Below are 14,036 nucleotides of genomic sequence, written 5' to 3'. Positions count from 1 at the left end.
CTTTGCGACAGCATCTGCTCCCAAGCGATCGCAATCGTTAAAGCCCAAGTCGCTAATCCGACGGCAGCCGATGAACATCCAACCGCCTGTGGAGGCAATGATGTTCTTTATGTTCGGTGACGAGGCTGACGCAGAGCAAGCGAAAGGCTAGTGTAATTCTCGATTGGTTGTATCGAAGCAGCCATTTCAGTCTGCTTGCTCCGATCTCGGCAACTAGTTGGCTCGTTAGCTCTTTTCGATCCTTGATGAAGGAGCTGCTTTCCAATTTTGCTGCTGCCTCTTGTGGATATGTCTCGCAGATCCAGGTTGCTATTTCAGGAGCCTTAAAACTTCTTATTAGGATTTGGCCGTAAGCAGCTCAAATACTCTCCTCCTTAGCTCCATAGCCACGTTTTCCTCCCAAAAGTGAGATGATTGGGAAAATTCTACGTATCGTAGCGTACTTTCGCCAGGGAGGGGTAACCTGTGCCGGCAGACTGTTGGACCAGACTGCCCGCAAGTTTTCGCCAAGCATTGAGTTCGGGATCTCTCCGGCTATGGCCGGCACCCGAAAGTCCGCAGGCCGGTCAACCGGTTGTTAGGAAGTTGCGGGGCATCGTAGCGGTTGCGCATTTGCGCGAGCCGGTCAGGACGCACTTGGAAGGCTCTGTTTGGAGCCCGATTCGAGGACAGCGCCTTGCAAACCATGACCCGCATTCCAGGCCGTTATTATCTGGCGATTTTTGCGCTTGCCTCGGCAACGCTTTCTTACCAGATCCTGATCACGCGCTTCTTCAGCGTGATGCTGTATTATCATTTCGCCTTCGCCGCCATCTCACTTGCCATGCTCGGGCTCACGCGGGGGGCGATTGAGGTCTATGGCAAGCCTGAACGATACGCTCCCGAGCGGGTTGGCGTGGAATTCGCGCACCACGCATCGTGGTTCGCGATTGGCAGTGTCGGCGCGATGCTCGTCTTTCTGTGCGCGCCGCTCGTGGTGCCCGCCGCATACGTGCCGATCGTTCTGGCGTTGGCAATCCTGGCCTTCATAAGTCCCTTCACGGAGGGCGGGGTCTGCATCACGCTTTTGCTGACGCGGCTGCCCTATCGGGGCGGCTGGCTTTATGCGTCCGATCTTTTGGGAGCCGCGGTCGGATGCCTTGGTGTCATTTTCATATTGCTGGTAATCGATCCGGTGAGCGCTACGCTCTGGATCGGCGCTTTAGCTGCCGCTGCCGGCTGGATGGTCGTGCGAAATGGCGATGACGTCAGAACCTTGCGCCTGAGCGGGACCATCGCGGTGGTGCTTGCCGTCGTGGCCGCCGCGCATACCAGCCTCGCCCTGACCGGCAGCAGCCATCTCGGCGTGGTCTGGGCCAAGGGGGACCAGCAGAGCGGCACATTGTTCGAGCGCTGGAATACCTACTCGCGCATCAGGGTAAGGCCCCTCGGAGAGATTGAGCCGTTCGGGTGGGGGCTCGCCCGTGAGTCGAACGTCAAGATAGATCAGCACTACCTCGATATCGACGCGGATGCGGGGACCCCTATCACAAGGTTCGACGGCGATCTGAGCAAGCTCTCCTACCTCAAGGACGACGTGATCAATGGCGCGTATCTGGTGCAGCAACCGGATGACGTCGCCGTCGTCGGCGTCGGTGGCGGCCGTGATATTCTCTCCGGCCTGCTTTTCGGCGCCAAGCGGATACGCGGAATTGAGATCAACCCGGCGATCTTCGAGGTCCTCACCGACAAATTCGCCGATTTCTCCGGCCATCTCGATCGCCAGCCGGGCGTATCCCTGGTCAATGCCGAAGCCAGAAGCTACATCAACCATTCATCCGATCGATACGACCTTGTTCAGATATCGCTGATCGATACGTGGGCCGCGACAGCGGCGGGCGGTCTGACGCTGACGGAAAATCGCCTTTACACGGTGGAGGCGTGGGATGATTTCTACCGGGCGCTCAAGCCGGGCGGGATTCTCTCGGTCTCGCGCTGGTACGATCCGAAATTTCATCGTGGCGAGTTTTATCGCCTTGTATCGATCGCAGCAAGCGCGCTTCAGCGCAAAGGAGCACCTGCGGCCGAGCTGTCACGACACGTCATTGCGCTGAACGTTGGCAACATTGTCACGGTAATTACCCGTCCGGATGCGTTCACCGACGGGCAATGGCAGGCCGCGCGCGAGCGACTCCAGGCGCAGGGCTTCAAGATACTGCTTGGGCCGGACGTCAAGTTTGACTCCGTCACTTCGGTGTTGTTGTCCGGCAAGGCGGACGCGGCTTACTTCGATTCGCTGCCGGAGAATATCGCTCCCTCGACGGACGACAATCCGTTCTTCTTCTTCACATCGCGTCTCGGCGATTTCGTGAATATCCAGTCGCCGGGTGCGCTGCAGAACAATGCCGCGATCAGCGTGACGGTGGTGCTCATCATCATAGCGCTCTGCGCGTGCGGATATTACATCGTCTTGCCCTTCTTCCGTCTTGCGAGGCGGATGCCATTGTCGACGCTGGCGCCGCCAGTCGGCTATTTCAGCGCAATCGGGATGGGCTTCATGCTCATCGAGATATCGCAGATGCAGCGCCTGATGGTGTTTCTCGGACATCCCGTCTACGGGCTGAGCGTGGTGCTTTTCACCATTCTGCTCTTTAGCGGAATCGGAAGCGCCACGGTCGGTGCGCGACCGCGCGCGACCTTCGTAAGGATTGCAGCGCTGTTGACCACGCTCGTAGCGGCAGGGTTGCTTACTCCCTTTGTCACGGAGTGGGCGCGGTCGGAGCCAACCGACATGCGCATTCTGATTTCAGTCCTCCTGTTGGCGCCCCCAGCGTTCTGCATGGGGATGATGTTTCCCCTCGGGCTCTCAATCTGGCGCCGTCATGCCGATCTCCTGCCGTTCTTCTGGAGCACCAACGGGATTACGTCGATGCTTGCCTCGGTCCTGGGCATGGCCCTCTCGATCCAGTTCGGCATTGCTAAGACTTATGCGCTGGGCCTGTGCTTCTATGTGGTATGCGCCATCGTGGTGGTCGCGCGCCGCTGGGCTAACCCCATCGTCTTGCCCGCAGCGAAGCCGGTCGCGGGGCCGGGGCTTGTAGCTCGGGATGAAGCGGCCTCATGACCCGAGGCTAGCGGCTGCTGACCTAAGGATTAGAGTGTTTTCCAGCGAAAGCCTGCCCCGGACTTGATCCGGGGTGGACACCGGTTCGCGTCAAGAAAACGCGTCAAAACAAAAGTCTAGAGCCCGGTTCTGATTCAATCAGAACCGAAAAGGCTCTAGCGGCGTCTTCATCCGCAACACCTGACGCACCCGGTCACCGTCGCCGCAAGGCTACAACCCGTCCCCACGTCAGTTGTTGCGCGTGGCCAGGGCTGCGATCCCTCGAACGGCCGAGATTGCTGGATATGGGTGACTGCGCGCTCCGGCGACAGCCACGAGAAATGTCTTGGCGAAAATTGCGCTACTTCACCGCACCGAAGCGGCTATCGAACGAGTTTGTGGACACGATCGGCGCGGAGCCCGCGACCTGATTGTCCTTGGCCGCAGCGGGAGGAGCATCCGACAGCGACGGTTTCAGCGGCGGGCGGCTGGCGGCGGCGTGTTTGACGTCGGGCTTCGCTGCCGCCGTCGTCTTCGGCGCAGCGGCTTCAGGACGCGGCTGCTGCTTGGCCTCGGTCGCCGCCTTCGGCTTGGACGGCGGCGTGCTGGCGGTGGCGTCGGCTGCGCCGCCCAGGCCGACCTTGCGGGCGAGGCTGGAGAAGAAGCCGTCATTCTGCTCAGTCGGCGCCGCATTGGCGACCCGCGTCGAAGCTGGGGCAGAGGCAGGAGGCGCAGCCGGTACTGCGGCCAGTTTCGGCTGCTCCGGCGGACCCCTCAGCAGGTTTTCAGACGGAGCTGGAGCTTTCGGCGGATTGACGTGGGAGGGAACGGTGCCTGGCGCGCGCGCCATCAGCGACAGGCTTGAGCCATCGCCGGGCTCCGAAAGACCGGTGCTGCCTTCGGGCACGCTGGCGGCGAACACCCTGTGCATGCCGCCGTCGATACCGGTGTTGATCCGCGCCACCGGCGTTCCCTTTGCGATCAGCCGCGCGGTCTCGGCAATATCGGTGGCCTGCTTCTCGCGCACGGCGTCGGCGATTTCATCTGATATCACATAGGCCGGGCATTTGGCCGATGCGTCGAACACCGGGTCCTTGGTCGCGTTCGGCGGCTTGGCCGCGTCGAACACGTATTTCTTTTCGCAGAAATCGACCTTCGGCTCCTGCCGCGTCACCTCGAAATGATCATTGCCTTCCTTGATCATTTTCCAGAACGGCATGTGCGGGTTGTTGCGGTGCTTGGCCATGTTGGCCGGCGTCATCCGGAACGGATAGGCCTGCAACTGGAACGACTTCTGGCCGCCGAAGAAGGATTCGCGGCCCAGCGAATAGATTTCCGCGATCTGCTCGTCGGTCATCGCGTAGCAGCCGCGCGAGGAGCAGTCGCCATGCACCATCAACTGTGAGCCGGTGCGTCCCAATGCTTTGTCGAACGCATTGGGATAGCCGGTGTTGAAGGAGAGGTAATAGGCCGACTGCGGGTTCATCTGCGCCGGCGAGATCGAGTAGAAGCCTTCCGGCGCCTGGCGGTCGCCTTCGCGAACCTTCGGGCCTAGATCGCCCGACCAGCGGCAGATCGGGTAGGTCTTCAACAGCGCGAAACGGCCGGAGCGGTCCTGCTTCCAGATCTCCAGTTCGGCTTCCTGCTTGAACAGCCGGACCAGGATCGGGGACTGCAGGTCCATGTCCTTCGCCGTCATGTCGGCGATCAGTTTTGGTGGGACCGGCTGGTTGGCCTTGGCGTTGTTGGCCAGCGAGATGCCGTCACTGTTGCAGCCGGCCATCAACACGCCTGCGCCCACGAGGACAGCCGACGTGACAAGCGCGCGAACCAGCGAGCGGTTAATCAAAGGCTAAGCTCCACACCCACCGGGCATTCTCGCACCCCAAATCAACAGCGACATGCCCTGAAGCCATTGTCTAAAATATTATCCATTGCCCCCCTGCGCCGCAACCCGAACGGGGCCGTCCAGCGGTTGCTGCGGCAGGCATGGTCAACAGAAACTAAAGACCGGGCTCGGGGCCTAATTGCGGCCGAATCATGCGCGCTGGCGAAAATAATGGCCGTTTAGAGGTCGTTAATCATTGGGGCCAGTAGGCTCGGGGGCGACCGCATCAAGCGAGATCAGATGCGGGACGAAGCGATCAGCCGAGCTTGCGGCCGATATCGAGGAATTTCTGTCGCCGATGTCGGCGGACAGCATCCGCGTCGAGATTGCGGAGGTCGTTGAACGCCTCCGCGATGGCATCGCCGGTGGCCGAGATCATGGCGGCCGGATCGCGATGGGCGCCGCCGGCGGGCTCTTTCAGGATCTGGTCGATCACGCCGAATCGCAGCATGTCCTGCGCGGTGATCTTCATGCTGGTGGCGGCTTCCTGCGCCTTGGTGCCGTCGCGCCACAGGATCGAGGAGGCCGCCTCCGGCGAGATCACGCTGTAGATCGCGTGTTCGAACATCAAAACCTTATTCGCGGTGGTGATGGCGATGGCGCCGCCCGACATGCCTTCGCCGGTGACGATCGCGACATTGGGGACGCCGAGCGACAGGCAGGCATCGGTGGAGCGCGCGATCGCTTCCGCCTGGCCGCGTTCCTCGGCGCCGATGCCGGGATAGGCGCCGGCGGAATCGACGATCGACAGCACGGGAATGCCGAAGCGGTCGGCCAGCTCCATCAGCCGCACGGCCTTGCGATAGCCTTCAGGCCGCGCCATGCCGAAATTATGCTTGATGCGGCCCTCGGTCGAGGCGCCCTTTTCCTGGCCGACGACGCAGATGCTCTCGCCGCGGAAGCGGCCGAAGCCACCCACCAGGGCCTCGTCCTCGGCGAATTTGCGGTCGCCCGCCATCGGCGTGAATTCGGTGACCAGCGCGCTGATGAAATCGGTGAAGTGCGGGCGCTGTGGATGGCGCGCCACCAGCGTCTTCTGCCACGGCGTCAAATTGGCGTAGAGATCGGCCAGCGCCTGGGAGGCCTTGTCCTCGATGCGCGCAATCTCGTCGCCGATGTCGCTGCCGGACGCCGCCAGCGCGCGCAATTCGTCGATCTTGGACTCGAGTTCGGCGACTGGTTTTTCGAAGTCGAGATAGCTGCGCATCTGTTCCGGCATCAAGACAATATAGGTAACCACGCGCTGCGAGGCGAAGCGGTTTTCGATTCGCCCCAAGAAAGCACGCATCTTCAATGATTTAGCGCGCATCTCGGTCCGGGTAACCCGGTTTGCCGAAAGCGCGCCAAACAAGGCCGCGGGCGGGATGGCTGTTTCGGGGGAGAAGCCGCGGAAGTCAAGGCGAATGAGGCGCGCGCGGGGATATCTCCGTGTCCCGGACGCGGTGCGGCGTGAAGTGCCGCGCCGCAGAGCCGGGACCCATTTTCATCGCGGGGTGGGCCCCGGCTCAGCAGCGCATCACCATAGCGGTCGAAGACGCGCGCAAACGCGCTTGCGGTGCTGCGCAGCGTCCGGGGCGCGGACCTACTTCTCCGCCAGCGGATGCAGGTCGCGCACCAGGCTCTTCAGCCGTTCCTCGACCACATGGGTATAGATTTGCGTGGTCGAGATGTCGGTGTGGCCGAGCAGGGTCTGCACGATGCGCAGGTCCGCGCCGTTATGCAGCAGATGGCTGGCAAAGGCGTGGCGCAGCACGTGCGGCGAGACCAGCCGCGGCGCGAGGCCTGACGCCGCCGCCAGTTCCTTCAGGTCGCGCGCAAAGTGCTGCCGCGTCAGATGGCCGCTCTCGCCGAAGGAGGGAAACAGCCACTTCGATGCGGCGGCGTTTTTCTTCTTCTCGGGCTTGAGCGCTTCCATGGCGGCGAGATAATCAGCCATCGCCTGCCTTGAGGCTTCGTTGAGCGGCACCAGCCGTTCCTTGTTGCCCTTGCCGCGCACCATGATCATGCGGGCATCGCGCCGAGCGGCCGACAGCGGCAATGCCACCAGTTCCGAGACGCGCAAGCCGGTGGCGTAGAGCACTTCGAGCAGGCAATACAGCCGCATCGCGCGCAGACGCTGCTGCGGCGAGGCGTTCTCGGCCTCGGTCAATTCCTTGGCCCGCGTCAGCATCCGGTCGACATCCGATATCGACAGCACCTTCGGCAGCCCGCGGCCGCGTTTCGGACCGGACAGGATCGCCGCCGGATCATCGGCGCGGATGCGCTCGTTGAGCAGGAAGCGGAACAGATGCCGCATCGCCGACAGCCGCCGCGCCACGCTGGAGGATTTGAAGCCGCGGGTGTCGAGATCGGCGAGGTAGTCGCGCAGCACGTCGGTCCCGGCACGGGTAAAGTTCTGGCCGGCTTGCCCAAGAAATTCGGAAAAATCAGTGAGGTCGCGCCGATAGGCGTCGAGCGTGTTGTCGCCCGCCCCCTGTTCCGCCGCGAGCATGTCGAGGAACAGGTTGATCAGTTTCGCATCTGAGGCCGTCTTGCTGGAACGCATTGTCCTCCGCCATCTCCGTCACGGAGGTGTCTCAAGTTCGTTTCTCCATCCACAAAACAGACGATAGCGGCTATTTCTTGAGGAACCTGTCTGCGGGAATGGTGACCGTTATTTCCCGGGGGGTTGGATTGACGAAATTCGCCAGCGCGAAAATCACGCCATAGATCACCCCGGCGATGATGCCGACGACCGTCAGAAAGCGGAACAAACTGGGCATAGAGGGCTCGGGGCGGCGAAATTAACCAATGAAATCATCCAACATGTTCCCTTCCCCGTGGCAAGAGTCTCTGGCAACCGCGTCAGTCGGGGTAGTATAGGTGTCGCGGAGCGGTGGAAATCCGCGAAACCACAGAGTTTTTTTGATGTCCGAGACCGTCGCACCGGCCCAGGCGAGCGCCCCCCAGGAGGCCGACATTACGTCGGCCCTGGCACGGCGTTCGGTTGTGCTGGTTGGCATGATGGGGGCCGGCAAGTCGACCATCGGCCGCCGCCTGGCGGCGCGGCTGAGGCTGCCATTTCTCGACGCCGATATCGAGATCGAGGCGGCCGCCGGGATGTCGATCCCGGATATTTTCGAAACCCATGGCGAGCCGCATTTCCGGGACGGCGAGGCGCGGGTGATTGCACGGCTGCTCGATAGCGGTCCGGCCGTGATCGCCACCGGCGGCGGCGCCTTCATGCGCGAGGAGACCCGCAACCGCATCCGCGACAAGGCGGTCTCGATCTGGCTCAAGGCGGATGTCGACATCATCATGAAGCGCGTGAGGCGCCGCGCCGACCGGCCGCTGCTGCAGACCGAGGATCCGACTGCCACCGTCAGCCGTCTGCTCGAAGCGCGCGAGCCGGTCTACCGGAGCGCCGACGTGACCATTCTGTCTCGCGACGTGCCGCACGATCGAATCGTCGACGAATGCATCGAGGCCCTGCGCGCCCGGCTGTGTGCCGGCGCCCCGGCCGCCCACCAACAACCGACGGGATGAACGTCACGCCATGACTGCGCCGCTGAAACATTCCGCCGATATCACGGTCGACGTCGCCCTCGGCGACCGCGCCTATGACATCGTGATCGGCCGCGGCGTGCTGGATACGCTCGGCGCGCGCGTCGCTGCGCTGCGCCCCGGCGTGCGCACCGCCATCGTCACCGACCGCACCGTCGCAAAGCACTGGTTGGAGCAAACCGAGCGCTCGCTTGCCGAAGCCGGCATCCCGACGTCACGCGTGATCGTCGAGGAAGGCGAGGTATCAAAGACCTATGCCGGTCTCGAAAAGGTCTCCGAAGCGCTGATCGCGGCGAAGATCGAGCGCAACGATCTGGTGATCGCGCTCGGCGGCGGCGTGGTCGGCGATCTCGCCGGTTTTGCGGCGGCGATCCTGCGCCGCGGTGTCGATTTCGTGCAGGTGCCGACCTCGCTTTTGGCACAGGTCGATTCCTCGGTCGGTGGCAAGACCGGCATCAATTCGCCGCAGGGCAAGAATTTGCTAGGCGCGTTTCATCAGCCGGTGCTGGTGATCGCCGATACGTCGGTGCTCGACACGCTGTCGCCGCGCCAGTTCCGCTCCGGCTATGCCGAGGTCGCCAAATATGGCGTGCTCGGCGATGAAGCCTTTTTCACCTGGCTCGAAGCAAACCATGCCGACATCTTCTCCGGTGGTGCGGCGCGCGAGCACGCGATTGCAACCTCCTGCCGCGCCAAGGCCGCGATCGTCTCCCGCGACGAGCGAGAAAATGGCGAGCGCGCGCTGCTTAATCTCGGCCACACCTTCGGCCATGCGCTGGAGGCCGCGACCGGCTTTTCCGACCGCCTGTTCCACGGCGAGGGCGTTTCCGTCGGCATGGTGCTGGCGGCGGAGTTTTCAGCAAAACTCGGCATGATCTCCGAGACCGACGCCACCCGGGTCGAGCGCCATCTTGCTTCCGTTGGCCTGCCGACCCATTTGCAGGACATCGCAGGCTTTGCCCAGGAAGGGCTGGCCGATGCCGACGCCCTGATGGCGCTGATGGCGCAGGACAAGAAGGTCAAGCGCGGCAAGCTGACCTTCATCCTGCTGCAGGCGATCGGCCGCGCGGTGGTTGCAAACGACGTCGAGCCGGCGCTGGTTCGCGATTTCCTGCAACAGAAGTTGTCGGGATGACGGGATTATCGGGCGGCTTGACGCAAGCGTCGCGCGGGGCCGGGGCCGTCACGAGGAATATATGAGTTCGACCGCGTTCAATCTGCTGCTCGCGATCTTGCTGCTCGCCGCCAACGCGTTTTACGTGGCCGCCGAGTTTGCGCTGGTCAAGAGCCGCGGGTTTCGCATCAGGGCAATGGTCGAGCAGGACCGGTTCGGCGCGCACCTGCTGCAAGGCATGATGGGCAATATCGAGGCCTATCTCGCCTGCTGCCAACTCGGCATCACCATGGCCTCCCTCGGTCTCGGCTGGGTCGGCGAACCCACCGTTTCGGCGCTGCTCGAGCCGCTGCTTGTCCCGCTCGGAATGTCGGAACGCACGCTGCACTTCGTCTCGTTTCTGGCGGGCTTTTTGGTGTTCTCCTCGCTGCACATCGTGATCGGCGAGCAGGTGCCGAAGACATTTGCGATTCGCCAGCCGACGCCGGTCTCGCAATGGATCGCGTACCCGCTCTATTTGTCCTATCTGGTGTTCTATCCGCTCAACTGGCTGCTCAACGCCGCCTCCCGCGGGATCCTGCGCATGTTCGGCGTCAAGGAATCTTCCCAGCACGAAATCCTCACCGATTCCGAGATCGAGGGGCTGGTGGAGGAATCCGCCGTGCACGGCGGCATCGAAAGCGGCGAGGCCGAGTACATCCACAATGTCTTCCGCTTCGGCGATCTCGCCGTATCTGATGTCATGGTGCATCGCACCGCGATGGTGATGATCAATGCCGACCTGCCGCCGGACGAACTGGTGCGCGAGGTGCTGGCGACCGAGTACACCCGCATTCCCCTGTGGCGCGACAAGCCGGAGAACATTATCGGCGTGCTGCACGCCAAGGACCTGCTGCGCGCGATCCGTGCGTCCGAAGGCGACACTTCTCGCATCGACGTTTCAGCGATCATGCTGCCGCCCTGGTTCGTGCCGGAGATGCGGCCCCTGTCCGAACAGTTGAAGGCGTTCCGCCGCCGCAAGACCCATTTTGCGCTCGTCGTCGACGAATATGGCGAGGTCGAAGGCATGGTGACGCTGGAAGACGTCCTGGAAGAGATCGTCGGCGATATTTCCGACGAGCATGACGTCGTGGTCGCCGGCGTCCGAGTCCAGGCCGACGGCTCCGTCGTGGTGGATGGCTCGGTGCCGATCCGCGATCTCAACCGCGCCATGAACTGGCATCTGCCCGACGAGGAGGCGACGACGGTCGCCGGCCTCGTGATTCACGAGGCGCGCTCGATTCCCGAACGCGGCCAGAATTTTACCTTCCACGGTTGCCGCTTCCGCGTGCTGCGCCGCGAGCGCAACCGTATCACCGCGCTGAAGATCACGCCGCTGCCGCGCGAAACCGACGCGGAGTATCCGAAGCCTAAGCGGGCGGGGACGGCGTTCTGAGCGCCTCTCCGCGCATGGGCCGCTGACGGGATCTTGAGCTATTCAATATCGATCGTAACGCCAGAGAGTTTCCACTGGCCGTCGGAGGGAATGAAGCCGAGCTGATACTTCACCTTTTTCGGCGTGGTGTCGAAGCGGCCCTTCAGGCGCAGCACACCCTTGTCATCGATCTTGGCGTCCTCTTCCGGAATGACCGGGCTGGCGACGATCGCGTCGAACACGGCGTGCTTCTCGACCAGGTCCTTGAAGACAGTCCGTAGCTTGTCGGGCGGAAACTGGTCGCGGAACGGCTTTGAAATCTTGGCGTGCAGGACCGTGAAATTGTCCGATGCCACCGCGTCGTTGAGCGTCACCAGAATGCTCTTGATGAGCACCTCCTGGACAAACGGGCTCGGCATGTCCAGCGCTTGTGCCTTGGTTGACGCAACCAGGACGATCACGGCCACGGCCCATCTGAAGCGTACCCAATGCTGCATCGGACGACCCTATCGAGCGGCGATGGCATTGGGGCCGCTCCGGCCCCGGTTCGGATGGAACTGCGTCCATCGCCCAGCAGTCAACAGATAAATCAAAACGGTTGTGCCGTCTGCGCGATCTTGAGCAAAAGCCACAGGTCTTCGGCCTGTCTGTCGGCGCACTTCAAGATCGGGTTGATCGGATTCTTCAGCCCTGACCTTCCCGGGGCGCCTGCGCCCTGATGGCAAGTGCATGGACGGCGCCCTCAAGTTCCGCCGCAAGCGTCGCATTTACCATGCGGTGGCGTTCAACCCGGCTCTTCCCTTCGAAGGCTTCAGATACGATATAAACCCTGAAATGCGTCTCACCGCCTGGCCGGTGGCCCGCATGGCCCTCATGCAGATGAGATTCGTCCGCGACGTCGAGGCTTTCCGGCAAGAAAGCTTCACGCAACTTGTTTATGATAATGTCCCTGGTGCTCATGATGGTGGCAGATAATTCTGTGTCCGCTTCCCGTCAATGGCACATCCGAACGGAGGTATTCGCAATGTCAAGACTTGAAGCCTTTCGCATTGCGTAGTCATAGTCAGCCATGCCGATTGATTCATCCAAGTTCTTCGATTCCATTCGCATCAAGCCCAACAAGCTGAGCGCGAAGCAGCAGGCGCAGGCGCGCGAGGAAGCCGCCATGTGCGAGTGGGCGGGCTGCCAGAACAAGGGCCCGCACCGCGCGCCCAAGGGCCGGGAGAATTCCCGCGAGTACTGGCACTTCTGTCTCAACCATGTGCGCGAATACAACCAATCCTACAATTTCTTCCAGGGCATGAACGCCGATGCCGTCGCGCGCTATCAGAAGGATGCGCTGACCGGCCATCGCCCGACCTGGAAGATGGGCGCCAATACCGCCGGCAAGAAGGGCAAGCAGCCCAGCGCCGAGGACTTTGACGGCGCCGCCGATCCGTTCAGCATGTTCTCCGAGCTCAACGGTCGCGGCCGCTGGCGGCCGGGGCCGGGCGCGCAGGCCAAGACCGAAACGCGCAAGGTGATGAACGCCGAGCGCAAGGCGCTGCAGGTGATGGGGCTTTCCGCCGAAGCAACGCTCGATGACGTCAAGGCCAAGTACAAGGCGCTGGTCAAGCAGCACCATCCCGACGCCAATGGCGGCGACCGCTCTACCGAGGACCGCCTGATCGAGATCATCAAGGCGTATAATTATCTGAAGACGGTGGTGCGGGCGTAGTTTTCGTCGTCCCTGCGGACCGCAGGGACCCATACGCCGCGGCGTCTCGATTTCATTCCACTGGTCGACGGCTTTCGCGAGACAATACGCATTTGTGGTTATGGGTCGCTCGTCCGCAGGGACGACGGCGGAGATGTGGGCTCCGCTGTTGCCTAATACGCGGTCTTGGCCCGTTCACCCTGGCATTGGTCCGACATACGCCGAACTCGGCCGGATCAGCCGGCCGCCACGCTGCTGCTCGCGGGCATGCGCGGTCCAGCCTGCGGCGCGCGCCACCGCAAAGATCGGCGTAAACGCCTGCCGCGGAATCTTCAGCGCGTCGAGCAGGATTGCGGTGAAGAACTCCACATTGGTGTCGAGCGGGCGGTCGGGATTTTTCCGTCGCAATGCGTCGCGGATGTAGGCCTCGACCTCGCCCGCGAACGGCAGATCGGTGCCGCTTCCTGCGAGCCGCTCGATCGCGCGCTTGAGCACATCTGCGCGTGGGTCGCGGACGCGATAGACGCGGTGGCCGAATCCCATCAGCCGCTCGCCGCGGGCCAGTGCGCTGTCGACCCACGGCTTGATGCGCTCGGTCGAGCCGATCGCATCCAGCATCTCCAGCACCGGCTCAGGCGCGCCGCCATGCAGCGGCCCGGTCAGGGCGCAGTAACCGGCCGTGACGGCTGCGAACAAATCCGCTTGGGTCGAGGCTACGACGCGCGTCGCGAAGGTCGACGCGTTCATGCCGTGGTCGCAGACGGTGACGAAGTAGGTGTCCAGCGCGGTGATCTCGCGCGGTTCGGCTTTGCGGCCGCGCAGCATCGACAGCGTGTCGGCGGCATGGCCAACGGTCGGGTCGGGCGCGATCGGGTCCTCGCCTTTGGCCCGCTGCAGCAGCGCGCCCGCGATCACAGGCAATGCGCCGACGATGGTCGCCTCGTGCTCAAGTCCGTTCTCGCCGCGCAGGCCGGCAACGGCTGCGCGAAAGCCGTCGACAATCGACATGCCACGCGTTGCCGGCAGCAATTCGGGTAGCCGTGCGAATGCGCGTTCCCGCGCAGCGCCGAGCCTTGAGCGCACATTGGCTTCGTTGAGCGAGGTTCCCATTGCGGCGTTCCACAGCCGCGCGGTCACGCCTTCGAAACTCGACTTGCCCGCGAGGTCGCCGACCCGTTCGCCGGCGATGATCAGTTCGCCGCGCTCGCCGTCGACATGGCTGAGGACGGTTTCGGCGGCCGGAATACCGTCGAGGCCGATCGGGGTCTTGGAAATCTGCATGTTCATGAGGGCTCTCCT

The 14,036-nt window shown here is 62.7% G+C and carries 12 protein-coding genes; 5 read left to right on the top strand and 7 right to left on the bottom strand.

The features are described 5' to 3' along the window. Window positions 1–685: 685 nt before the first annotated feature. Window positions 686–3,103 carry a hypothetical protein gene (locus V1292_RS06465; protein ID WP_334376959.1) on the top strand — a complete coding sequence of 806 codons (2,418 nt, stop codon included), beginning with the start codon at window positions 686–688 and terminating at the stop codon, window positions 3,101–3,103. Between the two features lie 340 nt (window positions 3,104–3,443). Here the strand turns inward: V1292_RS06465 and V1292_RS06460 are convergent, their stop codons facing one another. The 4 genes from V1292_RS06460 to V1292_RS06445 form a co-directional block, all read right to left on the bottom strand. Beyond that, window positions 3,444–4,931, bottom strand: coding sequence for a murein L,D-transpeptidase family protein (locus tag V1292_RS06460; RefSeq protein ID WP_334371161.1), 1,488 nt, complete (start codon window positions 4,929–4,931; stop codon window positions 3,444–3,446). A gap of 295 nt (window positions 4,932–5,226) precedes the next feature. Beyond that, window positions 5,227–6,189, bottom strand: coding sequence for an acetyl-CoA carboxylase carboxyltransferase subunit alpha (locus tag V1292_RS06455; protein WP_334376958.1), 963 nt, complete (start codon window positions 6,187–6,189; stop codon window positions 5,227–5,229). Window positions 6,190–6,552: 363 nt separating this feature from the next. Continuing rightward, window positions 6,553–7,515 (bottom strand): site-specific tyrosine recombinase XerD, encoded by a 963-nt coding sequence (xerD, locus tag V1292_RS06450; protein ID WP_334371159.1) that lies wholly within the window; start codon window positions 7,513–7,515, stop codon window positions 6,553–6,555. 70 nt (window positions 7,516–7,585) lie between these two features. Then, on the bottom strand, window positions 7,586–7,732 hold the full coding sequence (locus V1292_RS06445; protein ID WP_334371157.1) for a histidine kinase: 147 nt from the start codon (window positions 7,730–7,732) through the stop codon (window positions 7,586–7,588). Window positions 7,733–7,877: 145 nt separating this feature from the next. On the opposite strand from V1292_RS06445, the gene V1292_RS06440 reads away from it, so the two are divergent. The 3 genes from V1292_RS06440 (at window position 7,878) to V1292_RS06430 (ending at window position 11,062) form a co-directional block, all read left to right on the top strand. After that, on the top strand, window positions 7,878–8,495 hold the full coding sequence (locus V1292_RS06440; RefSeq protein ID WP_334371155.1) for a shikimate kinase: 618 nt from the start codon (window positions 7,878–7,880) through the stop codon (window positions 8,493–8,495). A 10-nt stretch (window positions 8,496–8,505) separates the two neighbouring features. Next, the gene (aroB, locus tag V1292_RS06435; protein WP_334371154.1) at window positions 8,506–9,648 is read left to right on the top strand and encodes a 3-dehydroquinate synthase; all 1,143 of its coding nucleotides are present in this window, start codon (window positions 8,506–8,508) and stop codon (window positions 9,646–9,648) included. Between the two features lie 61 nt (window positions 9,649–9,709). Further along, window positions 9,710–11,062 carry a hemolysin family protein gene (locus V1292_RS06430; RefSeq protein WP_334371153.1) on the top strand — a complete coding sequence of 451 codons (1,353 nt, stop codon included), beginning with the start codon at window positions 9,710–9,712 and terminating at the stop codon, window positions 11,060–11,062. Window positions 11,063–11,100: 38 nt separating this feature from the next. Here V1292_RS06430 and V1292_RS06425 read toward each other — a convergent pair whose 3' ends face one another. Both V1292_RS06425 and V1292_RS06420 read right to left on the bottom strand, forming a co-directional pair. After that, window positions 11,101–11,508 carry a hypothetical protein gene (locus V1292_RS06425; RefSeq protein WP_334371151.1) on the bottom strand — a complete coding sequence of 136 codons (408 nt, stop codon included), beginning with the start codon at window positions 11,506–11,508 and terminating at the stop codon, window positions 11,101–11,103. Between the two features lie 217 nt (window positions 11,509–11,725). After that, window positions 11,726–12,001 (bottom strand): BolA family protein, encoded by a 276-nt coding sequence (locus V1292_RS06420; protein ID WP_334371149.1) that lies wholly within the window; start codon window positions 11,999–12,001, stop codon window positions 11,726–11,728. Between the two features lie 109 nt (window positions 12,002–12,110). Here V1292_RS06420 and V1292_RS06415 point away from each other — a divergent pair, with 109 nt between their 5' ends. Beyond that, the gene (locus V1292_RS06415) at window positions 12,111–12,758 is read left to right on the top strand and encodes a J domain-containing protein (protein ID WP_028347651.1); all 648 of its coding nucleotides are present in this window, start codon (window positions 12,111–12,113) and stop codon (window positions 12,756–12,758) included. A 174-nt stretch (window positions 12,759–12,932) separates the two neighbouring features. On the opposite strand, the gene V1292_RS06410 is transcribed toward V1292_RS06415, so the two are convergent. After that, on the bottom strand, window positions 12,933–14,024 hold the full coding sequence (locus tag V1292_RS06410; RefSeq protein ID WP_334371148.1) for a citrate synthase/methylcitrate synthase: 1,092 nt from the start codon (window positions 14,022–14,024) through the stop codon (window positions 12,933–12,935). Between the last annotated feature and the right edge of the window lie 12 nt (window positions 14,025–14,036).

Origin of the sequence: Bradyrhizobium sp. AZCC 1719, from assembly GCF_036924525.1 — a bacterium.
Lineage (GTDB): Bacteria > Pseudomonadota > Alphaproteobacteria > Rhizobiales > Xanthobacteraceae > Bradyrhizobium.
This window is presented reverse-complemented; position numbering and strand designations above follow the sequence as displayed.

Coding starts and splice junctions, on each gene's coding strand:
- V1292_RS06420 (WP_334371149.1), bottom strand. CDS start 12,001: ATGAGCACCAGGGACATTATCATAAACAAGTTGCGTGAAGCTTTCTTG.
- V1292_RS06430 (WP_334371153.1), top strand. CDS start 9,710: ATGAGTTCGACCGCGTTCAATCTGCTGCTCGCGATCTTGCTGCTCGCC.
- aroB (WP_334371154.1), top strand. CDS start 8,506: ATGACTGCGCCGCTGAAACATTCCGCCGATATCACGGTCGACGTCGCC.
- V1292_RS06465 (WP_334376959.1), top strand. CDS start 686: ATGACCCGCATTCCAGGCCGTTATTATCTGGCGATTTTTGCGCTTGCC.
- V1292_RS06455 (WP_334376958.1), bottom strand. CDS start 6,189: ATGCCGGAACAGATGCGCAGCTATCTCGACTTCGAAAAACCAGTCGCC.
- xerD (WP_334371159.1), bottom strand. CDS start 7,515: ATGCGTTCCAGCAAGACGGCCTCAGATGCGAAACTGATCAACCTGTTC.
- V1292_RS06415 (WP_028347651.1), top strand. CDS start 12,111: ATGCCGATTGATTCATCCAAGTTCTTCGATTCCATTCGCATCAAGCCC.
- V1292_RS06410 (WP_334371148.1), bottom strand. CDS start 14,024: ATGAACATGCAGATTTCCAAGACCCCGATCGGCCTCGACGGTATTCCG.
- V1292_RS06445 (WP_334371157.1), bottom strand. CDS start 7,732: ATGCCCAGTTTGTTCCGCTTTCTGACGGTCGTCGGCATCATCGCCGGG.
- V1292_RS06440 (WP_334371155.1), top strand. CDS start 7,878: ATGTCCGAGACCGTCGCACCGGCCCAGGCGAGCGCCCCCCAGGAGGCC.